Genomic DNA, 22,025 nt, shown 5'->3' with positions numbered 1-22,025 from the left:
CCCAAACGCTTTTAAGCGGTAAAGTATTGTATGTAAGATTATAGCATACTTTTCGTTCAAGTAAACCTTTTTTTATAAAAAAAACGTCAGCCGCTGCTGACGTTTCTTTCTTTTACAGATTATGTTCAAGCGCTTCTTTTGTAATGCTTGAGTGGGATGCATGCCACTTCACTTTTCCACCACTAAAGACGAGTGCTTGAGGACTTTCGTGCTTTACACCCGATTTTTCAGCCACGTAAGATGAAAGCTCTCTCGTATTTTGAATTTGCAAGAAATACGTTGGCACGTCTTCATGTGCAGATGCAAATGCTTCAAACTCATGAAAAGCCGCTTGGCTGATCGGACATGTCAAACTGTGTTTAAAAAAGACAAACGTCCCATCTTGATTCGTTAGTTGATCAAACTGTTCTTCTGTTTCAATGAGTTGTTTTGACATGATGTTCTCCTTCTTCACTTCGAGCTGTGAGGGTTAGCCTTTAGTCGATTGTTCTACTTTTTCTTTGACATCTTTGATGCCGTCTTCAATTTCTGATTTTGCTTCTTGTGCTCGTACTTTTGCTTCATCAGCTACATCTGATGCTTCGCTTGCTAAATCAGCTGCCGCGTCTTCTGCTTCACTTTTCACATGATTAGCTTTACCAGCTGCACGGTCTTTTATGTCTTTCACTTTGTCTAAAATCTGATTTGACTGCTCTGCTACAAGTTGAGACAATTCAGACGTTTTATCTTTCGCAATCGTCACATATTCAGTGCCTCTTTCTTTTGCATCTGTTGCGAGTCGATCTGTTTTTTCTTTTAAAACATTCGCTTGGGTGTTCAAATCATCGCGAAGCTCTTTCCCTGACTTCGGTGCTAAAAATAATGCTGTTGTTGCACCAACAATTCCACCAATAAGTGTTCCGATCAAAAAGTCTTTGCTATTGATTCCGTCTTTGCTCATGATTATTCCTCCTATGCGAATATGGTTTATTTTTGGTGTTTACGCTGTTTCCATTTTTTATAAATCTCAAGTGCTGCGTTACTCCAGCTTACAACATCCGTCACTTTTTCTTGATTTCTTTCAACGGATGAAGAAACCGCACCAGCTGCCTGCTTTATGCTTGTATTAAATTGGTTGATCGAGCCGCCAATTCCCTGCACCGCATCCACAACTGTGTTAAGTTTTGCCGATTTGTCTTGAATATCTTCAGCAAGCTTGTTTGTCTTATGTAGCAACTGTGCTGTCTCTGTGGTGATGCCTTGCATCTGACCTTCAAGACCTTCTAAAGTTGATGCAACATTCTTTAATGTCAGCTGTAAGGATTTTAATGTTTTGGACAAATAGATGACAAGAATGAGGAAAGCAATTGCGATCAGTGCAACGCTTAGATATAGAATAATAATCATCTGATACCTCCTTTGCTGCGGGCATATTCAATTCATTACCCTCTCGTTGTATCATTCAAACATCGCCTAGAATGACCGATTGAATAATAATTCTACACTTATTCGCTAATTCCTGTCCACAGCGAACGAAAAAAAGCGGCACATGTTGACACATTTAGCTCTTTTGTCACATTTTATTCAAAATAAAAAAAGTGCCGCGTGAAACGGCACTTTTTTAAGCATTTATACAGCGACTTTTTCATAAGCACGCAAATATTTTTGAATGTCTCCTGCTCCCATAAAGATCAGAATCGCATCTTCGTGTGCTTTCAGCACAGATGTGTCTTCTTCCTCAATCAATTGGGCCTGCGGGATTTTTTCTCGTAAATCTTCAATGCTCAGCTTTCCAATGTTTTCACGGGCTGAACCGAAAATATCACAAAGGTAGACATAGTCGGCTTTCTTTAGACTGTCAGCAAATTCACTTAAGAATTGCTGTGTACGTGTGAAGGTATGCGGCTGGAAGACAGCCACAATATCACGGTCCGGATATTTTTGGCGAGCTGCTTCAATCGTGACTTCAATTTCAGTTGGATGATGTGCATAATCATCAATTAAGACCTGCTCACCGACCACTTTTTCATTAAAGCGTCGTTTCACACCACCAAATGTCTTTAATGCGCCTTTGATAAGCTCTACATCAATGGATTCATAGTGACATAATGCAATGACAGCTAACGAGTTGAGGACATTATGATTTCCGTAGGCAGGAATGTAGAAGGTATCATAAAACGTATTGCGTACAAATACATCAAATGTGGTACCTTCCGTATTTTTCACAACATTGCGTGCTTGGAAATCATTTTCTTCGTTGAAACCGTAGTACACAACAGGTACCTTCGCTTGAATCTTTGGCAGATGCTCGTCATCACCACAGGCGATAATAGCTTTTTTCACTTGAAGCGCCATGTTTTGAAACGCATCAAACACGTCATTAATATCCGAGAAATAATCAGGGTGATCAAAATCAATATTGGTCATGATCGCATAATCTGGATGATAGCTGAGGAAGTGTCTGCGGTATTCACATGCTTCAAAGACAAAATACTCGCTGTTCTCTTTCCCCATTCCAGATCCATCACCGATTAAGTACGAAGTAGGTTTTGCTGCCTGCATGACGTGAGCAAGCAGTCCTGTTGTTGATGTTTTGCCATGAGCACCAGTAATCGCAACGTTTGTGAATGAATCCATGTATTCTCCAAGGAATTTATGGTAACGAATGACAGGAATCCCTTCAGAAAGGGCACGTTCAATCTCAGGGTGTGTATCAGGGAATGCATTTCCTGCGATGACCGTCATCCCTGGCTGAATATTATCTGGGTCAAATGGTAGAATTTTAATATTTCGTTCTTCTAATGCTTTTTGTGTAAAGATATGTTTTTCGATATCCGATCCTTGGACAGTATACCCAGTATCATGAAGAATTTGGGCCAGTGGACTCATACCTGTCCCTTTTATTCCAACAAAATGATAAACAGTCATAATTGTACCTCCAACAAACGTCTATCTGACTTACAGTATATGACGCTCATTTCAATTTGCAACTTGTGATTTTTGCCTCTAGCTGATCACAGATCGCAGCTCCAAATAAAGATTTTTTTCCGATCTTCCTATTCTAATCAATATTAACTATGATTAGTATCCGACAACTTTCCCATTTCTAACACTTGTTTCCGCTTATTTTACATAAAAAAGCGTTCTGGCAGACATGCGAAAAGCGTCCAATTACAAAATTGCACCTATGTGCTATCATACCATGTTTATAAAAAAAATGAAGTGGTTTGTTTAGATCAACTGTTCTAAGTCACTCAGCGTCATGAGCACCTCTCTTGGCTTACTGCCTTTCGCACCAGAGATCATCCCCTCGCGCTCCATCATGTCAATCAGTCTGGCTGCACGATTGTAGCCAATTCTAAATCTTCGCTGCAAACTTGATGTACTAGCGCTATTCTGCTCGATGGCAAAACGGCAGGCATCCATAAACAATTCATCTTCGTCTGTAATCGCAGAGCCTTGAAGCATTAGTTCCTCCTGTTCAAAGAGGAACACTGGCTTGCGCTGCTTTCTCACATGTGCCACCACTTGATCAATCTCACGGTCTGATACAAAGTTCCCTTGCAGCCTTGTCGGCTTGCCGGAGCCATTTTCTAAGAAGAGCATGTCTCCTTTTCCAAGAAGCTTTTCTGCACCGGCCATGTCAATGATCGTTCTTGAATCAACCTGACTTGAAACAGAAAACGCAATTCTTGTTGGGATATTGGCTTTAATGAGACCTGTGATGACATCAACAGAAGGTCTTTGTGTCGCAATCAATAAGTGAATGCCGCATGCTCTTGCTTTTTGAGCAATTCGGCAGATGCTTTCTTCGACTTCATTTGGTGCGACCATCATTAAATCAGCCAGCTCATCGATCACCACGACGAGATAAGGTAGTTTTTCACCCATTTGTTTTTCTTTTACAAGCTCATTGAATCGTTTAATTTCTCTCACGCCAGAGTGTGCAAATAGTTCATAGCGTCTTTCCATTTCATCCACTACCCATTTCAGAGCAGCTGTTGCTGTCTTGGCATCGGTAATGACAGGACTCACAAGATGCGGAATGTGATTATACGGCGCTAATTCAACCATTTTAGGGTCAATTAAGAGCATTTTCACTTCATCTGGTGATGCTTTAAACATTAAGCTCACTAAAATCGTATTGATGCAGACACTTTTTCCTGAACCAGTTGCTCCAGCAATTAAGCCATGCGGCATTTTTTGCAGATCAACCACGACAGGCTGGCCTGAGATATCTAATCCAAGTGCTGCTGTTAAAGGAGATGGATTGTCTCTAAACGCACTGCTTCTGATCATTTCTCTTAAGAACACCATTTTACTGTGCAGGTTTGGCACTTCGATCCCGATCGTGTTCTTTCCTGGAATCGGTGCTTCAATTCGAATATCCTTTGCGGACAAACTAAGTTTAATATCATCTGACAGGTTCGTGATTTTGTTCACTTTGACACCTGGTTCTGGATGTACTTCAAACCTTGTCACAGAAGGGCCCTGTGTGACATGAACAACACTTGCTCTTACATTGAAATTTTTAAGCGTCGCATTAAGCAGCTCTGCCCGCTCTTTCACCCATGTTCCGTCCTCTTCTTTTTGAGCTGGCGGTACGTCTAAAAGGGCGAGACTTGGAAAAACATACCCTTGTGTGTCAGCTGCTTTCTTTTGCCCTTGCACGCGCTGATCGCTTTTTAACATCATGACATTAAACGGAACCGTAGAGGTTTGACCGCTTGCGCGCGGCGGCTGTGGAGATGTCTGTTTTGGTTCTTCTTTCTTGACTTCGTGCGTTTGTTCTGGCTGCTCTGTCTGTTCTATGACCGTTTCTGCCGGTTCAGATGCAGTTTGTTCCTCTGTTACTTGTTCTACTACTGGCATCAAGTTTTCTTCTTCAATTTCAGCTTCTTGAACCAGCTGATCTTCCTGCAGGTCATGTTGGACTGGCTCAGCTTCTTCAAATGCTGCCGCGGACGCTTCTTCTTGTTTGTCTTCTATTGGATCAGCTTCTACTTCTTCCACTGGTTCTACTGACATATTTTCTGTTAACGCCACTGCTTCTTCTGCTGGAATGTCTGCTTCCATCTCAATCGCTGGCTGCGAAGGTTCCGGTGTTTCGAAGGTCAACATGTCTATTTCCTCAGTATGATCTTCAAACTGATGAACAGGCTCGTCTTTTATTTCTTCTTCATCGCTGGTGGCAGCCTGTTCCGGCTCGGACTGTACCGGTTGCTCCTGATAGACTTCGGCTTGCTGCTTATGTAAATCAGCTTCATGATGATCTTCTGGCTGGAAAGGCTCGTCAGTTAAACGTTCCATCGTCGATTGAACATGATCTTGATAAGCGAGTTCCTCTTGCAATGTATGCTGGGTTACTTCTGGCTCCTTATCCGCTCTCTCTTTTGCTGATGCTGAAACCATTTCCTCGATACGTTTTTCTTTCTGAATAGATGGGATGTTCATTTGCTGCCTGACATTCCGTTCACGCTCTGCCTCTTCTGATAACAATGTGACACGCTGCGCCGTTTCTTCTGCTGCTTTCCTTTGAACTGAACCTGCTTCTTCTTTTGCTTCTGCCTTTTTTGGACGCATATCCTGATGATAGCCATAAATCGGTGATGGAATTTGCTCTGGCTTGAATGGCTTTTTATTCATATCAGACTGAAGCGTTTGTTTAGGCTGATAGGTTGTCTGTCTGGTCTTTGACTGTCTTGGTTTGGCGTGTTTTCTCTCCGGCTTCACTCCGTCACGCAGAGGTTCATCTGGAACGAGCGGAAACCGAAAGTTGCCTTTTGGATATTCATAATACACTTTCGTATCTTCGATTTTTTTATATTCTTTATGCTGTTCAAAAGCCGGCTGCTTTGGTGCAGCTATATTTTCTTCAGGTTTTACAGCTTTTTCTTCTTTCTTTTCTTCTCCTAAAAATACACTAAAAAATTTATCTAACCAACTCATCATTTATCACTCACTTTAACTCCCCTTACGTTTTCTTGGGCGATTTTTAGTATACCATTGCTTTTTCATGCAGAAAAGCGAGAAAAGTGCCGGTTTATGCTGTTCATGCTGTCTGTAGATGAAAAAAAGTCACTAAGTACGTACTTAGTGACTTTTGGTATAACACATTCTTCGCTCCTATGTGCCCGTTTATGGGAGGTTATGCTTTAAAGGGTTCGCCAGCTTGATGGCTACCATCTAAAACAAGTATCCCTTTTTCAGCAGGTGCGTCTGGAAGATCTAACTCTTTTGCTGAACAAATCATGCCGCTTGATGGAACCCCTCTTAGCTCAGCATCTTTGATGACCATACCGCTTGGCATCACTGCGCCGACTTTCGCCACCACGACATATTGGCCTTGGTCAACGTTTGGTGCACCGCACACGATTTGTAAGGTTTCATCGCCCACATCAACTTGGCAAATGTTTAATTTATCTGCATTCGGATGCTTTTCTTTTTCCTTTACATAGCCGACAACAAATTTTGGTGATAGATCCACAGTCAACGTTTCACTGACACCGTTGCGGTTTAAAATTTCATTGATATCTTGAACAATGGTTTCAGAAAGCGGGACAGATCCGTTTTCTTCAATTTTCATGTAAGTAGATGCATTGAAGATATTAAAGCCTGTTGTTTCTTTTGTTTCTTGATTGAAGATTCGTACAACATCTCCAAACGTCTCATGTCCTACTTCTTCTCTCGTCACATCTTTCAATGAAATAAGAAGTGTGTCGCCTACACCTTCTGCATTATAAAAAACATTCATTCTTCAAAATTCCCTTCTACTGCTGTTTTGGTCTGCTTTTTGCAAGTATAAAGATCGGTTCAAGCTTACCCTCATCATACAAAAATGACAATGCGGTAATCGGAACCGTACCGCTGGCGAAGAAGCTCATCGACATCTGTCCTAAAATATCATAGCCTGAATCATTGCGAACATCTGCAATGATGAATACATCTTGATGAGGAACAGAAATCGCCATTTGTCCTTCTATTTTTTGGGCGTATTCTTGTAATAACGACTCATTTAAAAGTCTGCTGGCGTCATATCCGTCATTTGCACGGAAGAAATAAAACAGGTTGCCTGCCACTTCATCCATTTTCACTACAGTTTCTAGTGAACGAACGTTGAAGCTTGCAGTTTCTCTGATTCGCTCTTTTGTCCAGTTTTCCTTTTGAAGCATCTTTTCATCAATTAATCGGTAGGTGCTTCCAAGGTCAAGTGCATAGTAGATTCTCGTTTCAGCTGTATGCTCATCAAATACGAGCGGAATTCCATCACTTGATGCCTCAGGAAAGGAAGTGGAACGAATGACCGGATAGATATGCTTTTCTTTTCCTGAAATGTGCTGCGCTTCGCCTTTCATGGCACTCAGCGCTTCTTTCACATAATAAACAATCTCATCAATTGTTTCATCAGGCTTTACTTCCCACTTTGCAATAATTGGCGGGAGCTCTAGTGTGATGCCTTTGCCTGTTTGTTTATCTTCAATACGAAGCGTATCTTTTTCCCGATCAAACTGGTGTGACCAGCTGTCGTTCGTCAGACGGCTTTTGAGTTCATTCGCAAGCTGTCTTGATGTCATTTTTGCCATCGTTTTAGACTCTCCTTTCGTTATTTAGAAAGAGAATCTGTTAAAAATGCTTCAATCTCTTCCTTTGTCTTACGATCTTTGCTGACAAAGCGGTTAATCTCTTGTCCGTTTTTAAAGACTAAAAAGCTTGGAATGCCGTAAATTTCCCACTCTGCACAAGTGTCAATGAACTTGTCTCTATCGACATAGAAGTACTCAAATTCTGGGTAGTTTGCTTCAAGCTCTGGCAAGAATGGCTCAATAAATGTGCAGTCCGGGCACCAGTCAGCTGAAAATAGCAATACCGTTAAGTCTTCTTGAATCACTTTTTGTAATTCTTCGTTAGATTCAATTTTTTTCATGTTTCATTCCTCCAGTTTGTATGGTTAAATCTCCGAATTGTATATAGCCTTTCTTTCTCATCCATTCTGATACTACCAAACTAATCACTGCCGGGCCAACGATATGCAAAAGAGCTATCGCCAGAAATACAGATGGATGAAACCCCATGACGGTGAGGGTCATGAGCTGTCCAACAAGCCCGCTCGTTCCCATTCCCGCTCCTGCCGCATTATTGACCATCCCAAAGCCAATAATACCAATTGGCGCGAGAATCAGACCAGCAATCGTCGGCGGAATCAGGATGAGGGGGTTTTTCACAATGTTTGAAAGCTGCAACTTTGACGTCCCAATGCCGACAGCCGCAAGCCCGCCAAAGCGATTTTCTCTAAAACCTGCAGCAGCAAAGCCAACCATTTGGGCACAGCAGCCAATCGTTGCAGCACCAGCAGCTGTTCCGCTTAAGTCAAGCATGAGCGCAAGTGCAGCACTTGAAATCGGAGAACTGAGAGCAAGTCCAACAATGGTCGCTACTAGCATGCCCATGATCAGCGGGCTTTGGTCTGTCCCCCACATGATAAGTCTGCCAAGCCCTGTCATCATCGCCTGAATGCCAGGACCGATGAAAGCAGCAGTGAAAAAGCCAGTGATAATGGTGACAAGCGGCGTTAAAATAATATCAATTCTTGTCTCACCACTAACCAGTTTGCCGAGTTCCACCCCAATTAGAGCAGCCACGAAGCTTCCGGCTGGTCCCCCAAGCTCTGCTCCAGCGGCACCTGAGACAACACTTGCAAAAATGATTAATGGAGAAGCATTTAAGCGATAAGCAACTGCTACACCAATTGCCGGTCCCATCAGACCCATAGCAAGCGTACCCATTTTCACAATGAGAGAAAGTGATAACAGACCACCTGCTGTTTTTAAAATCAGACCTACCACTAATGTAGCAAATAGACCTAAAGCCATATAAGAAAGTGCATCAATGAAATACACCTTTGGCGAAAGGGAGATCCCCTTTCTTTTCAAATAAGTCATCAACGTCGTCTTCCTGCTTTCTCATAGGAAAGACGAAGAGGCCTGTCCTTCCCATTATATGTAGTATTCTTACGATGAAAAATTGTCTCTACCATGAATATCATAATCATATTTTTTTTGCTTTATCAAGCACTTCTTGTGTAACATGAAAAGAAACAGGACAAACCTTTACTAAGTTTGTACAAAAGGAGGACTTCGTTATGCAATTAACTGTTTATTTAGCTGGAGAAATTCATAGCCAGTGGCGTGATGAAATCAAGGAAAAAAGCCAATCTTTGAAGCTTCCGGTGACATTTGTCGGTCCGATGGAGAATCATGACCGCTCAGATAACATCGGTGAGGATATTTTAGGTGAGCAGCCGAATGCCATTTTCAAAGATGATGCAGCTTCTGATTTGAACAATTTTCGTACTGAAATTTTATTAAACAAAGCAGATGTTGTCATTGCGCGCTTTGGTGAGAAATATAAACAGTGGAACACAGCCATGGATGCGTCTGCTGCGATTGCAAAAGGGAAACCTCTTATTTTAATCCGTCCAAAAGAGCTGCACCATCCGTTAAAAGAACTCTCAAACAAAGCAAATATCACTGTGGAAACCGTAAACCAAGCGATCAAGGCGTTATCTTATGTGTTTGAACAGCAATAAGAAAAAAGGCTGCTCTTATTGAAGAAGCAGCCTCAGATTGTTGACAAAGGGCTAAAATGATGTTTATTTTAGCCCTTTGTCTTCTTTTCAGCGTGATAGAAAACCTTTGCAGCCCTAGGAAGGACGAGTACCGGAGCGGAGCGAATTTGACATTCGTGAGCACCGGCACGCAGGACTGACAAAGAATGCGAGGGTTTGTCTACACGTTGAAGCTGCTCTCATTGAAGAAGCAGCCTTTTTCTATTCTATTTATACTTGTTGATAAATAGAATCCACTGTACTTTGATCACAATTTTTCACTAGGCGGACAATTAACTCTTTTGCCGCTGCGTAATCATCCACATGTAACACAGAATGACTTGTATGAATGTAGCGTGCGCAAACCCCAATGACAGCAGAAGGCACACCTTGGTTTGAAATATGAACACGTCCAGCGTCTGTACCACCCGGTGATACGAAATATTGATATGGAATGTTGTTTGTCTCAGCAGTATCGAGTACAAAGTCTCTCATTCCGCGGTGCGTAATCATTGTGCGGTCAAAAATACGCAGAAGTGTACCTTTTCCAAGCTGTCCGAACTGTGTTTTGTCACCTGTCACATCGTTTGCAGGACTCGCATCTAAAGCGAAGAAAAGATCCGGCTGAATCATATTCGCAGCTACCTCAGCCCCTCTAAGCCCTACTTCCTCTTGAACAGTTGCTCCTGAATACAGCTGACATGAAAGTGATTCGTCTTTTAATTCTTTTAATAATTCAATCGCAAGGCCGCAGCCATAGCGGTTATCCCAAGCCTTCGCTAAAATCTTTTTTGGATTCGCCATTGGGGTAAATACCGTTGCAGGAACGATTTGCTGTCCTGGGCGAACGCCAAGCTCTTTTGCCTCTTCTTCACTGTCTGCACCAATATCAATAAGCATATCTGACGGTTTCACAGGTTTGCTTTTTTGTTCTGGTGTGAGAAGGTGAGGAGGTGTACTCGAGACGACACCAGGAATTGGACCCTGATCGGTATGTACGTCTACACGCTGCGCCAGCATGACTTGACTCCACCAGCCGCCAAGTGTTTGAAAACGAATCATTCCGTTTTTTGTAATCGAGGAGACCATGAATCCGACTTCATCCATATGACCTGCTACCATAATTTTCGGTGCGTTTTCCGGCCCCTTGCGTACGCCAAACACTCCGCCAAGACGGTCTTGAATGAGTTCATCAGAATATTTCTCAAGTTCTTTTTTCATAAAAGCACGCACATGGTGCTCATTTCCTGGAGTTCCCTGTAATTCTGTTAAATTTCGGAAAAGCGACAATGTTTCTTCGTTCATTCTACAGTTTACCTCGTTTCTATGTAATGACCATATATATTCCTATAAAAATAACACTCACTTTATACTATAAGAATTCTTTCGGTTTTCCAAGTATCTCTCTAAAAATTTTGAATATGCTTTCAAGTATTCGGATTCCTTAACATCAATGGACAAGTTTTGTATAATGGAAAAAACAGCAATACGGAGGTGCAGCACGTTGAAGTTAAAACATGTTTTGATTGGTGCGAGTATTGGAGTAGCCGCTGCAATTGTTGCAAAGAAAGTATTTTTCCCTACGTATATCTCATCTGAAAAAGCATTAAAAATTGTGAAATCTGCTTTTAAACAGCGCGGCCCGATTGATGGCTCTTGGATTTATACTGTACCAGAACCGTATACCGTAAATGGTGAAACGATTGATGTGTACAAATCTGGCATTACCCGCTCTGCCTTTGGCGAGCTTGAACAGTATGAAGTGATGATTGATGCCAAAACAGGCATGATCGTTGATGTAATTGATTCTGTTGCTTGATCAAGAAAGCTTCGCAAAGACATGTCCTTGCGAAGCTTTTTTTATATGGCTTTGATTTTTTTGTACACAGGATGCCACATCGCGTCCTGCACAGCCTGAATGAGGTCATCAGGCGTTTCTTCTGCTATTCCTTCATCAATTGCTGCCTGCGCCACGCGGACGGCCACTGTTGCTGAAACGGTTCGAAGCTGTTCGACACTTGGCAGCATCGCTGCTCCCGGCTTCCCCACATTGACCATGCTTGCAATGGCTTCAGCACTCGCAACAAACATACTGTCTGTCATCAACCTGGCTTTTGACACAATCGTGCCTAGACCAAGACCTGGGAAGACAAGGGCATTATTCGCTTGTCCAATTTCATATGTGACACCGCCATATTCGACAGGATCAAATGGGCTTCCCGTTGTCACAAGTGCGCGTCCTTCAGTCCACTCAATCAGATCTTGCGGCTTTGCTTCTGAAAGAGGTGTCGGATTCGACATCGGTAAAATCGCAGGGCGCTCCACGTGAGACGCCATTTCTTTTACAATTTCCTCTGTAAATGCTCCTCCGACCGTCGAGGTGCCAATTAAGATTGTAGGTTTCGCCTGTTTGACGACCTCTAATAGATCAATCGAATGCTTTGGACCATTACGGGCATAATCCTTTACTTCGTCAGAACGTCTTGCATACGGCTTTTGAAATGGCTGAATGTCAGGTGAATCATCTGTGAGCAGCCCCGTTTTATCAATACACCAGAAATGATCGTAGGACTCCTCTTCTTTGACTCCGTCTCTGACGATCGCATCACGGATTTGCTCGGCTATGCCAATACCTGCCGTACCCGCTCCAAAAATGACGATACGGTGATCTTTCAGCGGAACCTTCGAAGCTTTTGCACATGCCATAACTGCAGCAAGTGAAACGGCGCCAGTCCCTTGAATGTCATCGTTAAATGTACAAATACGGTCCTTATATTTTTCCAATATCGCACGGGCATTCTTTGTACCAAAGTCTTCCCAGTGAAGGAGTGCATTTGGGAAAGTAGCACGGGCAAGCTCGACATATTGATCAATGAACTGATCATAGCGCTCTCCTCGAACGCGGGAGTGCTGATTGCCAACATAAAGCGGATCATTTAAGAGACTTTCCTGGTTCGTCCCGGCATCAAGCACTACTGCCAGCACGCGGCTAGGATCAATGCCTGCTGCAGCTGTATAAACAGCAAGTTTCCCGACTGAAATGGCAATCCCGCCAACGCCCCAGTCTCCGATGCCTAAAATACCTTCTGCATCAGTTGCAACGATTAAATCAATTGATTCATCGACACCATAAGAAGCAAAAATCTCTTCCATGCCTTCCAGATCATCAATCGATAAATAAAGCCCTCTCGGCTTTCGATACTCATGGCTATAACGCTGAATAGCCGTTCCTACAGTCGGCGTGTAGACAATCGGAAGCATTTCCGCCAAGTGCTCATTAAGTAATTTGTAAAAAAGCACTTCGTTTCTATCATGAAGTGATGTTAAATACACATTTTTCCCTAGCTCATCCGGCTGTGCCTTGAACTGCTCATATGCACGCTTTGCTTGATCCTCTAAAGTTAAAACCTTAGGCGGAAGAAATCCCTTTAACCCGAGCTCCTTCCGCTCTTCCTTTGTAAATGCAACCCCTTTGTTTAAATAAGGGACTGACATGACTTCCATCCCTCTTAATGGTGTTTCGATCACATCACCATGTACACGATAAAATTGGTTCACCTGCACTCTTCCTTTCACAAGTTCATTTTGTCGTTATTTTGTGTGAAAGGCGAAAAAAACATACAGATGATCTTTTATCTTCCTGTTTCTCTTTTGATTTCTTGTGTGATCTGCCCATCTTCGTCCCATTTTACAGCACGATAAATGGCATCATGATAAAACAAGTACCACGCATTTTTTTCTTCTGCAAATGCCTGCCACTTTTGCTTGGCTGGAATCGACGTCATTGGGTAATCATCATATGCCAAAACCCAAAGTGGATTTTTATGAGCGTGTGTTGGCATGATATCAGCTAAATGAATCGCTGTTTCGCCCTCACTTGTGAGCGTTAAAATGCTATGACCATTGCTATGGCCGCCTGTATGGTGCAGCTCGATGCCTTCTATCACTTCAATACTTTCTTCAAATGTGACCACTTGATCTGCCACAGGCTCCCAGTTTTCTTTCCAATATGTATTTCTTGAGCGAATGTTCGGCGCTCTCATTTCATCCCATTCGATTTTCGATGTGATGATTTTTGCCTGCTGAAAAACAGACACGAGCTTATCGCCTTCACGTTTTGTTAATCCGCTGGCATGATCAAAGTGAAGGTGTGTCATTAATACGTAATCTATATCTGATGGGCGCAGGCCAAGGGCCGCTAGAGATTCTTCTAATTTGGTTTCCTCTGTCACGCCGTAATTGCGTTTTTGTTTATCTGTCAGCTTCCCTGATCCGATGCCGGAATCCACTAACAGATGCAGTCCCTTCCACCGAATGAGAATTGGATCACATCGTAATTCAATTTGATTGCGTTCATTAACCGGGTATTTTTTTGACCATAAAGGCTTTGGCACGACACCGAACATCGCACCGCCATCCATGTGCGTATCTCCCCCGTTTAACCAAAATAGTTCCATTTCACCTATTTTCATTGTCTCCATTGCTGTCATCCCTCCTTTTTCTATCGTAGCAAATACAGCCAAAAATCGCATGCACCAATCTTTTCATAAAAAAAGCTGACTGCAATTTTTTTGCAGCCAGCTTGATGTCACTTGTTATTCTGGGAATTTGACTTCTGATCGATAGATGAGTTGTCCCATAGATGAGAATTTCTCTTCATATTCAGTCATCACGTTTCCTTCTAAGCCGTCCTCATGTAAATCTAGGCTGACATACGTTAAAAGAAGGCCATAGGCAGAAAAACTTTTTAAGGAATATTCAAATAACCCGCGGTTATCTGTTTTGAAATGTAATTCACCGCCTGGACGAAGAATATGTTCATATCGCTCTAAAAAGGTTTTAAACGTCAATCTGCGCTTTTCGTGTCTTGCTTTTGGCCACGGATCAGAGAAATTCAAATACACCCGGTCAATCTCATTTTCCGCAAACACATCTGTCAGCGTCTCAGCATTGATGTTCAAAAGCTTTACATTTTCAACATCTGTCTCTTTGATTTTATCTACTGCCGTCACAATGACACTTTTAAATAATTCAATGCCAATATAGTTGATATCAGGATGAAGCTTGCCCATTCCAGCAATAAAGCTCCCTTTTCCTGTCCCAACTTCGATATGGATTGGATGATCATTTCCAAACAGCTCATGCCATTTCCCTTTATATTGCTCGGGATTTGCTAAAGCAATATGAGCATTCTCAGCTAAGTAATCATCAGCCCATGGTTTATGTCGCATTCTCAATTTGATACACCTCTATTTTCTTTACATTTTATCAAGATACCATGAAACATAAAGACCCGCAAGACAGCATCTTCTATGTCCATATAAAAAGACCAGCCCTTCGCTTGAGCTGGTCTGCCGCATGTATAAATTGGGCGCTGATTGCACAGTTTAACCTCATAAATGACACGCAGGAAAGGAGCATTTATATGGGTTTAAACCGTCAACATCAGCTTCAATTAATCAAAGATATTTTAACCGATCACCAGCTGGATTGCTGCGGGACTGTTGCAGAATATGAACAGGTGGGACGCGTAATTCAATTAATGCTGGCAAAAGAAGATCTGGATCCCGACATTCGTCAGCTGTTAACAGATATTTATGATTACAGCCAAAAGGGCACCTCTGTCAGTTCAATTGATGCACATATCGAGGAGCATCAATCACATCTGTCTGAGTGGGTCGAAAACATTCCACTGTCTTAATGGATGTTTAACCTTTTTAAAAGTGCATTTAACTCCGCTTGCACTTCTTTTTGCGCCTTTTCATTCCCTTTTCGTTTATGCCAAACGACAAACGATACGGTTTCAGCGAGCACGTACCACGCCATGCGCTTTCGCAAATTGTCCGTCAGCGGGGCGCCGTACATAGAGAGCCAGCTTTCCCAGTTCTCTTCCTCAACATAATGGTATAAAAGCGGTCCAAGATCAATCGCTGGGTCTGCAATCATCGCCCCATCCCAATCGATCAAATAGAGCTGGTTTTCATCTGTCAGCAGCCAATTATTATGATTGAGATCACAATGACAGACGACCTTGTCCTCAAAATGGACAGCCTCCACATGCTTCTCTAAATACTGGATGGCACGCGTGATGTCTTGTGAAACAATTTGCTCGTTTAAAATGGACTGTTTTAGATGCATCAGAATGGATTCTGGATCTAGAGAGTGCTTCTCTAACCGTTTCAGCATATCAAGCAATTCTTTTGATGTATGAATTTTTCTTAGCTGCTCTGCTACAGGACGATCATTCATGTCCTTTGGCTTCAGCTCTCTACCGCTCAGCCAGTGCTGTGCAGTAATTACATCTCCATTTTCCATCCGTTTTGTCCAGACAAGCTTCGGCACAATGCCTTCAGCTGACAAAACCGCAAGAAACGGTGACGTATTGCGTTTTAAAAATAGCTTTTGGTCATTGTGTGTTGCGAAGTACGCATCTCCCGTAGCGCCTCCAGCCGGAGAGATGTGCCATTCGCTACCTAATATTTGTCCCAACCAGTTCATATCAATTTTCAACCCATCATTTCTTAAAATATTTTAAATCTTGCTTTTTTAGTCGACAAAATTCAGCCGATTGAGGATCAATTGGCTGTTTCTTTTTTTTATTTATATGATCATAAAAACAAAAAGGACAGCTATTGAGAATGAGATGCTAAACAATAGCCGTCCTATAGATTTTATCGTTACCTTCTTATACTCGTCAAGCAAAACTAAAAAATCAGGACAAGAACCTTACGAAAAAGAAGCCTTTTTTCATGGTTCTTTGACTGCGGACATATCGCAAGTTATTTAAGCACGTAATTTTAAGGATCGTTCACTTGCCTTCACAAAGACAGGCGTTGCACCGATCACTTCTCCATCTGCGTGAAATAAGATTTTTTCATCTGCTTCTAAGTACGCTTCCTCATGCTGAAACAGGGTAACCCCCTTCATCCCAAGGTGCTTTCGAAACACCATTGCACTTAGAAACAAGAGGACTTTGAATGGATTCAAATCTGTGACAACGATCGTTTGAAAACCTGGCTGCCTTGCACTCACTTCCGGTGCTGCTTCCAGCCCTCCCCCGTAATACGGGTGATTGCATACGATCACAAACCACACTTGTCGAAAGACTTTCTTCTCATTTTCAATAAATAACGCAAGATCAAATGGCTTAAACGACCATAGAGAATGGAGAAATGACAGCGGGTAGATGATAAAGCCAAGCCCCAGCCGTTTCAGCCACTTTTTTCCTCTAAAATGCACCGTTTTCCTCAGCACATGTGCATCAAACCCCACACCGATATGATTGAGAAAAAGAACAGATTGCGGACTTTCGGCATGATCTTGAAAGGAGCCGAGAGAAAATGTTTTGGTGAGCATTCTTTTTTGCTTTCTCACTTCTTTTAGGACATCATGACGATGGATACCGAGACCCTTCGCAGCATCATTCCAATGACCAGCAGGGACAAAACTAAGCTGCACATGATCGATTTCCTTTAAGCCATTCAGCACTTCATGAATCGTTCCGTCACCGCCAATAACAATCAATCGCTTCAGCCTGTCATCCTGCATGGCACTGATTTGTCTTGCCAAAACTTCGGCATGGCCTTCATGCTGGGTGAGGAACGATCGATAAGAGACCTCCACCTTTTGTAATTCTTTCTCTATGCTCCTCCATGTGCGGAGTCCTTTTCCATGTCCTGCTTCTGGATTAACGATAAAGTACCATTCATTCATATATTAGCTCCACTCGGGTCTCATTTTTCGTGACCTTCCATCATGCCTTTAATCGAGCCATTCCTGCCTTCTTTTGCTGTCTGTTTCACCATAAGCAAGCAACACCTTTGTCGCCTTAAATTGCTGATGCTTTGTCGGCGCCGTATTTTTCTGCTGCTTTTCAAACCACTCTTCTGCCTTCTTCTTATCGATAACCTCCATCCCATATGGAACTTCAGGTAAATCAATATAAGAGGTTCGGCTGATGAGAATTTTTTTCACAGGAAGGTCTACACCACTTTGCTGTAAGATCTTTGACACAACGGTGCCAGAACGCAGAAGGCTTGCACAAGGATTTAAGACGGACTGAACAGCTTTCCCAGTCGCCCGTTTTTCCCAAAAACGTTCCTTCGTTCCGATATAGACGCTGTCTGGCTCGGCCTCTAAGAAGGATAAACAGATTACTTCGAGCGGCGTTATGAGTATTAGACATAATTCCATCTCAGCTTTTTGAATGAGCAGCACCGGCTTGTACATCACAAAATAAGAATCTGGAAGCTGCCTCGCCAGCATTCGCAGCTTTTCATCATATCGAATATGATGGGAGACGGTTGAAATATGTGAAATCGTTGAGCTCGCCCATTTTAATTGCACTTCAAAGAGATGATCCTTAAAAAAGTGAATCAGCTTCGTTTCATCGGTAGGGACGTTTCTGAAAACCCCTTGCTCTATATCTGTCGGCTCGTTAAAAAGACTTAGGTCCCGTTCCTTTTTCATATCGGCTTCTTTTTGCTTTCTCTTTAAGGAGAATTTCTTTCTCTTTTCTTCCTCCTGTTCAGGCGCTTGTTGAGGAATTTGGTCAAATGGTTGCGGCGCCTCCTCTTTTGAAGCCTTTTTCAACTCGTCCCATCTTTGTTTTTTCAACCGATTGAATTGATTGATGTAGTGATGCGGGTCTTGTTCATATCGTGATATATAATCTTGAATTTTGATAATTTGCGCCATCTGCTGCTCACTCCAACTTCTAGAATCATTTATGTAATGTAAATTGTTTGATTGCGTGATAACGAGGGGTTTCCTTCGGACGTATTTCAAATAAAGTGATACGCGAAACCTCCATCACATATGGCTCTTTGCGTAAAGGCGCTTGTTCTTCATAAAGGTCATCCGCATTCCATTTGCGTGCAATCGTCATATGCGGATGAAACGGTCTCTTTTCAACAGAGTGTCCTGCTGACAAGACAGCCTCCTTTACCTTTTCTCTTAAATGCATGAGCGGATCACTTTCATGAGGCTTTGCAAAAAAGACTCTCGGGCGTTCCTTCGCACCAAACTGCCCTACCTCATTCAGCTCTAGTGGAAATGCAGATGCTTCATTTGAAAGGAGGTCAAGCAGCTGGATGATCTTTTTTAAACGCTCTTCTGGAATGGCGCCTAAAAAGACAAGGGTTACATGATAATCATGTGGTGCTGTCCATTTTTGAAAGAACAGTCCGCTCCTTTGATCAATGTCTTGTTTGATTTGATGCGCAAGTTGTTCAGGGATGTGAATCCCTATAAAATAATGACGGTTTTCTGACACAATATCACCTGTCCTTTTTTAACAAACTTTACGAATCCCCATTGATGATAGTATAACTAAAGAAATGCGGAATGAGAAGAAAGGGTGTCATCTGATGAAAGTTGCACAAAATATAGCTGAGCTGATTGGCGATACACCGCTTGTCAAATTACAGCGGCTCCAGCCAGAAAATGCGGCGGCTGTTTACTTAAAGCTGGAATCATTTAATCCTAGCGGAAGTGTAAAAGACCGCGCGGCTTACAATATGATCGTCGAGGCAGAAAAACAAGGGAAACTCACAAAAGGAGCAACCATTATTGAACCTACGAGCGGGAATACAGGGATTGGTTTAGCCATGAATGCTGCCGCAAGAGGCTACAAAGCCATCCTTGTCATGCCTGATACGATGACAAAGGAAAGAATCAATATTTTGAAGGCATACGGGGCGCAGGTCGTCTTAACTCCAGGAGAAGAAAAAATGCCAGGCTGCATCCGCAAGGCGGAAGAACTGGCTGCTCAAATTCCTCACAGCTTTATTCCGATGCAATTTGACAATAGAGCAAACCCAGATGCACATAGAGGAACAACAGCGGTCGAAATCATGGAAGCTGTGAAACAACTTGGACAGCCCCTTAGCGCCTTTGTCGCAACAGCTGGAACTGGCGGTACTATTACAGGAACTGGAGAGGAATTAAAAAAGGCATTCCCTCATTTAACCATCCGTGTAGCAGAGCCTAAGGGATCTCCAGTCTTATCTGGCGGGGAACCTGGCAAACATAAGCTCGTTGGCACAAGCCCAGGATTTATCCCCCAAATCTTAAACGAGGATGTCTATGATGAGATCGTGCAAGTAAGAGACGAAGATGCGTACCACATCACACGGGAGCTCGCTATGCTTGAAGGCATTTTAGTAGGCCCATCCTCTGGGGCGGCTTGCTATGCAGCCATTGAAACAGCGAAGCAATTGCCGGCAGATCAAATCGTGATCTGTATGACAGCAGATACAGGCGAACGTTACTTATCAAGTGATGTTTTTCAAGATTAAAAAAGGAACAGGGTGATGAACCCCTGTTCCTTTTTCTTCTTTCACGGTTAAGATGCTTAGACAGATTTCACCTCAGCCTGTTCCCCTGTGACGAGTAAAGCCTGTTCATCAGTAAGCGGACATAAATCAAGTGTCTGCTGATGCTTCTCCATGATTAGCTGTGCAGCCTCGCCTAAATAGGCATTGTGCATATGCGGTACTGGATAGCGGCTTATTTCATTGAAACCTTGAAATGATAAAAGCTCCGGCGCCTTTTCCTGATCATCCATCATGGAGATATATTCAATGCTTGGCGCCATAATGATACTCCCCGCAGACTCTCCGATGTACAGCTTGCCTTTGTTGATTTCTTCTTTCAACACGTCATCGAGACGCTGCTTTCTTAACTCCTGCAATAAATAAAAAGTGTTGCCTCCTGAAACATAGATCACATCATTTTGTTTGATCATCTGTGTGATCTCTTCTACGGACTGTTCATCTATCTGCACAGTCTCAAGCTGCATCCCTAATTGCTGAAAGGCTTCCTTCGCTGCATCCACATAGTGCGTGACTTCTTCTACAGCACTTGCCGTTGGAAAGAAAGTCACGCGCTTTCCTTTTAATGATTCACCTGCAAAGTCAGACAAGAGAGAATAGCTGTCTTTGAATGAAGAACTTAAGAACATTTTTTTCACTATGAATCCCCTCTTCTCTTTTCCAATTTCTATTTTGCTAATTCATACATAGCTTGTGCATAAAGAGCTGCTGCTCTTAGTAAGTCATCAATTTCAATATATTCATCCTTTTGATGGGCGCAGTCTGGTCTGCCAGGAAATAGAGGTCCGAAGGCAACGCCAGCTTCTAAAGATCTCGCATACGTTCCTCCCCCAATGGCAATAAGGGTTGCAGGATCTCCCGTTTGCTCCTCATATACCCGCTGCAAGGTTTTCACAAGCGGATGATCTTTTGAGACGTGATGAGGAGGGCTGTCTTCGAATTTTAGAAGGGATGCCCCTTTGATGCTTTCAATTCCTTTTTTGACGTCCTTGCCGTCTGCAGTTACTGGATAGCGTACATTTAACCCTAGCTTTGCTTCCTCATTCTGTTTATAGCGGATTGTCCCAACATTCAATGTCAAATCTCCACTAATATCATCTTTGCAAGCAATTCCCAGCTTTTTCCCTCTTGTATCTTGATCAAATAAAGCGTTGATTTGGGAAGTAAAGGCAAGTCCCTGCTCATCTAATTCATGTCCGCATAAGAAATTCGCCATATGAATGCCCGCATTTGTCCCATGCGCCGGCTCCATGGCATGAACAGATACCCCTTTTAATGTAAAATGCAGTCCATCCGCTGTACTTTTTACCTCACCAGATAATTGATGATCAGCAAGATAGGCTTCGAAGGCCGTTTTTAATGATTCAGCATCATGTGCCTGTGCAGCAGTCACAGTAGCAGCTGCCTCATCTGGCACCATATTGAGCCTCATACCCGATGCAAATTGCTTAAGCGTATAGCGCTGTTGATTCGATGGTTGTTGATATGTAAATGACAGGATGGCATCAATAATTCCTTTTTCCGCATGAATAATGGGAAAATCGGCGTCTGGTGCAAATCCGATTTGCGGCATTGCCTCATGCTTGAAATAATGGTCCACACAGCGCCAATCACTTTCTTCATCTGTCCCAATGATCATTCTGATTTTTTTCGACAGCTGCAGACCAGAATCTTTTAAGATCTTCAGCGCATAGAACGCTGCCATGGTTGGGCCTTTGTCATCAATAGCTCCGCGTGCAAAGATTTTATTTTCTCTGATATCCGCTGAAAATGGCGGGGTTGTCCAGCCGTCGCCAGCAGGCACCACGTCCACATGGCACAGCACACCTACGATGTCTTCGCCTTCCCCGTATTCAATATGACCTGCATAGCCATCGACATTCTTGACTGTGAAACCTTCGTCTTCTCCTTTTTTCAGCATATATTTGAGGGCATCATCGACTTTTTCACCAAATGGCTTTCCTTCTTTGCCGCCTTCTTCATCAAGGACACTTTCAATTTGTAAGAAAGATTGTGTGTCCTTGATCAAGTCATCTTTTTTTCGTATTACTTCAGCTTCCCAATTCATTTTTTCCATTCCTCCTTGAAAAAAGGTTGCAATCCACCCT

The 22,025-nt window shown here is 42.7% G+C and carries 23 protein-coding genes; 4 read left to right on the top strand and 19 right to left on the bottom strand.

Features of this window, described 5'->3' with window-relative positions:
• Positions 1 to 112: 112 nt before the first annotated feature.
• From ytxJ to AC3WTB_RS15435, 9 genes are all read right to left on the bottom strand, one after another.
• Positions 113 to 436 carry a bacillithiol system redox-active protein YtxJ gene (gene ytxJ / locus AC3WTB_RS15475; protein ID WP_039180682.1) on the bottom strand — a complete coding sequence of 108 codons (324 nt, stop codon included), beginning with the start codon at positions 434 to 436 and terminating at the stop codon, positions 113 to 115.
• A gap of 33 nt (positions 437 to 469) precedes the next feature.
• Entirely contained in the window at positions 470 to 940 is a 471-nt protein-coding gene (locus tag AC3WTB_RS15470; protein ID WP_060697648.1) for a YtxH domain-containing protein, read from the bottom strand.
• A 26-nt stretch (positions 941 to 966) separates the two neighbouring features.
• Entirely contained in the window at positions 967 to 1,386 is a 420-nt protein-coding gene (locus AC3WTB_RS15465) for a DUF948 domain-containing protein (protein ID WP_039180688.1), read from the bottom strand.
• Between the two features lie 222 nt (positions 1,387 to 1,608).
• Entirely contained in the window at positions 1,609 to 2,907 is a 1,299-nt protein-coding gene (gene murC, locus AC3WTB_RS15460) for a UDP-N-acetylmuramate--L-alanine ligase (RefSeq protein WP_492333942.1), read from the bottom strand.
• A gap of 303 nt (positions 2,908 to 3,210) precedes the next feature.
• Positions 3,211 to 5,931 (bottom strand): DNA translocase FtsK, encoded by a 2,721-nt coding sequence (locus AC3WTB_RS15455; protein ID WP_492333941.1) that lies wholly within the window; start codon positions 5,929 to 5,931, stop codon positions 3,211 to 3,213.
• Between the two features lie 196 nt (positions 5,932 to 6,127).
• Entirely contained in the window at positions 6,128 to 6,733 is a 606-nt protein-coding gene (ytpR, locus tag AC3WTB_RS15450; protein ID WP_024424858.1) for a YtpR family tRNA-binding protein, read from the bottom strand.
• A gap of 16 nt (positions 6,734 to 6,749) precedes the next feature.
• Positions 6,750 to 7,562: a DUF1444 domain-containing protein gene (locus AC3WTB_RS15445; protein WP_064497808.1), complete on the bottom strand. Its 813-nt coding sequence runs from the start codon at positions 7,560 to 7,562 to the stop codon at positions 6,750 to 6,752.
• A gap of 20 nt (positions 7,563 to 7,582) precedes the next feature.
• A complete protein-coding gene (locus AC3WTB_RS15440; protein WP_024424860.1) occupies positions 7,583 to 7,903 on the bottom strand; it encodes a thioredoxin family protein in 321 nt (106 codons plus the stop codon).
• Positions 7,890 to 8,918, bottom strand: a complete 1,029-nt coding sequence (locus tag AC3WTB_RS15435; RefSeq protein ID WP_058838261.1) for a PTS sugar transporter subunit IIC — start codon at positions 8,916 to 8,918, stop codon at positions 7,890 to 7,892. The genes AC3WTB_RS15440 and AC3WTB_RS15435 overlap by 14 nt, the downstream gene beginning before the upstream one ends.
• A 200-nt stretch (positions 8,919 to 9,118) precedes the next feature.
• Between AC3WTB_RS15435 and AC3WTB_RS15430 the strand changes: the two genes are divergently transcribed.
• Positions 9,119 to 9,565, top strand: a complete 447-nt coding sequence (locus AC3WTB_RS15430) for a YtoQ family protein (RefSeq protein WP_024426182.1) — start codon at positions 9,119 to 9,121, stop codon at positions 9,563 to 9,565.
• Positions 9,566 to 9,814: 249 nt separating this feature from the next.
• Here the strand turns inward: AC3WTB_RS15430 and AC3WTB_RS15425 are convergent, their stop codons facing one another.
• Positions 9,815 to 10,888: a M42 family metallopeptidase gene (locus AC3WTB_RS15425; protein WP_039180701.1), complete on the bottom strand. Its 1,074-nt coding sequence runs from the start codon at positions 10,886 to 10,888 to the stop codon at positions 9,815 to 9,817.
• 199 nt (positions 10,889 to 11,087) lie between these two features.
• Between AC3WTB_RS15425 and AC3WTB_RS15420 the strand changes: the two genes are divergently transcribed.
• Positions 11,088 to 11,402: a PepSY domain-containing protein gene (locus AC3WTB_RS15420; protein WP_003217759.1), complete on the top strand. Its 315-nt coding sequence runs from the start codon at positions 11,088 to 11,090 to the stop codon at positions 11,400 to 11,402.
• Between the two features lie 41 nt (positions 11,403 to 11,443).
• Here the strand turns inward: AC3WTB_RS15420 and AC3WTB_RS15415 are convergent, their stop codons facing one another.
• The 3 genes from AC3WTB_RS15415 to trmB all read right to left on the bottom strand — a co-directional run bounded on the left by AC3WTB_RS15415 (position 11,444) and on the right by trmB (position 14,820).
• The gene (locus tag AC3WTB_RS15415; RefSeq protein WP_492333940.1) at positions 11,444 to 13,141 is read right to left on the bottom strand and encodes an NAD-dependent malic enzyme; all 1,698 of its coding nucleotides are present in this window, start codon (positions 13,139 to 13,141) and stop codon (positions 11,444 to 11,446) included.
• 74 nt (positions 13,142 to 13,215) lie between these two features.
• Entirely contained in the window at positions 13,216 to 14,064 is an 849-nt protein-coding gene (locus AC3WTB_RS15410) for a YtnP family quorum-quenching lactonase (protein WP_099663542.1), read from the bottom strand.
• A gap of 114 nt (positions 14,065 to 14,178) precedes the next feature.
• On the bottom strand, positions 14,179 to 14,820 hold the full coding sequence (trmB, locus tag AC3WTB_RS15405; RefSeq protein ID WP_492333939.1) for a tRNA (guanosine(46)-N7)-methyltransferase TrmB: 642 nt from the start codon (positions 14,818 to 14,820) through the stop codon (positions 14,179 to 14,181).
• A gap of 188 nt (positions 14,821 to 15,008) precedes the next feature.
• On the opposite strand from trmB, the gene AC3WTB_RS15400 reads away from it, so the two are divergent.
• On the top strand, positions 15,009 to 15,284 hold the full coding sequence (locus AC3WTB_RS15400) for a YtzH-like family protein (RefSeq protein WP_025092409.1): 276 nt from the start codon (positions 15,009 to 15,011) through the stop codon (positions 15,282 to 15,284).
• Here AC3WTB_RS15400 and AC3WTB_RS15395 read toward each other — a convergent pair.
• The 4 genes from AC3WTB_RS15395 to thpR form a co-directional block, all read right to left on the bottom strand.
• Positions 15,281 to 16,081, bottom strand: coding sequence for a phosphotransferase family protein (locus AC3WTB_RS15395; protein WP_186366062.1), 801 nt, complete (start codon positions 16,079 to 16,081; stop codon positions 15,281 to 15,283). The two genes, AC3WTB_RS15400 and AC3WTB_RS15395, sit on opposite strands and share 4 nt — an antisense overlap.
• Positions 16,082 to 16,366: 285 nt before the next feature.
• On the bottom strand, positions 16,367 to 17,296 hold the full coding sequence (locus AC3WTB_RS15390; protein ID WP_341084267.1) for a YegS/Rv2252/BmrU family lipid kinase: 930 nt from the start codon (positions 17,294 to 17,296) through the stop codon (positions 16,367 to 16,369).
• Between the two features lie 48 nt (positions 17,297 to 17,344).
• The gene (locus AC3WTB_RS15385; protein ID WP_492333938.1) at positions 17,345 to 18,280 is read right to left on the bottom strand and encodes a hypothetical protein; all 936 of its coding nucleotides are present in this window, start codon (positions 18,278 to 18,280) and stop codon (positions 17,345 to 17,347) included.
• 25 nt (positions 18,281 to 18,305) lie between these two features.
• The gene (thpR, locus tag AC3WTB_RS15380) at positions 18,306 to 18,857 is read right to left on the bottom strand and encodes an RNA 2',3'-cyclic phosphodiesterase (protein ID WP_492333937.1); all 552 of its coding nucleotides are present in this window, start codon (positions 18,855 to 18,857) and stop codon (positions 18,306 to 18,308) included.
• Positions 18,858 to 18,951: 94 nt separating this feature from the next.
• On the opposite strand from thpR, the gene cysK reads away from it, so the two are divergent.
• Positions 18,952 to 19,881: a cysteine synthase A gene (gene cysK, locus AC3WTB_RS15375; protein ID WP_492333936.1), complete on the top strand. Its 930-nt coding sequence runs from the start codon at positions 18,952 to 18,954 to the stop codon at positions 19,879 to 19,881.
• 56 nt (positions 19,882 to 19,937) lie between these two features.
• Here cysK and AC3WTB_RS15370 read toward each other — a convergent pair whose 3' ends face one another.
• Together AC3WTB_RS15370 and pepV are read right to left on the bottom strand one after the other, a co-directional pair.
• Positions 19,938 to 20,555 carry a Type 1 glutamine amidotransferase-like domain-containing protein gene (locus tag AC3WTB_RS15370; RefSeq protein WP_369879856.1) on the bottom strand — a complete coding sequence of 206 codons (618 nt, stop codon included), beginning with the start codon at positions 20,553 to 20,555 and terminating at the stop codon, positions 19,938 to 19,940.
• A gap of 29 nt (positions 20,556 to 20,584) precedes the next feature.
• Entirely contained in the window at positions 20,585 to 21,985 is a 1,401-nt protein-coding gene (pepV, locus tag AC3WTB_RS15365) for a dipeptidase PepV (protein WP_369879857.1), read from the bottom strand.
• Between the last annotated feature and the right edge of the window lie 40 nt (positions 21,986 to 22,025).

The organism is Bacillus sp. EB106-04-04-XG123 (assembly GCF_058791855.1).
This window is presented reverse-complemented; position numbering and strand designations above follow the sequence as displayed.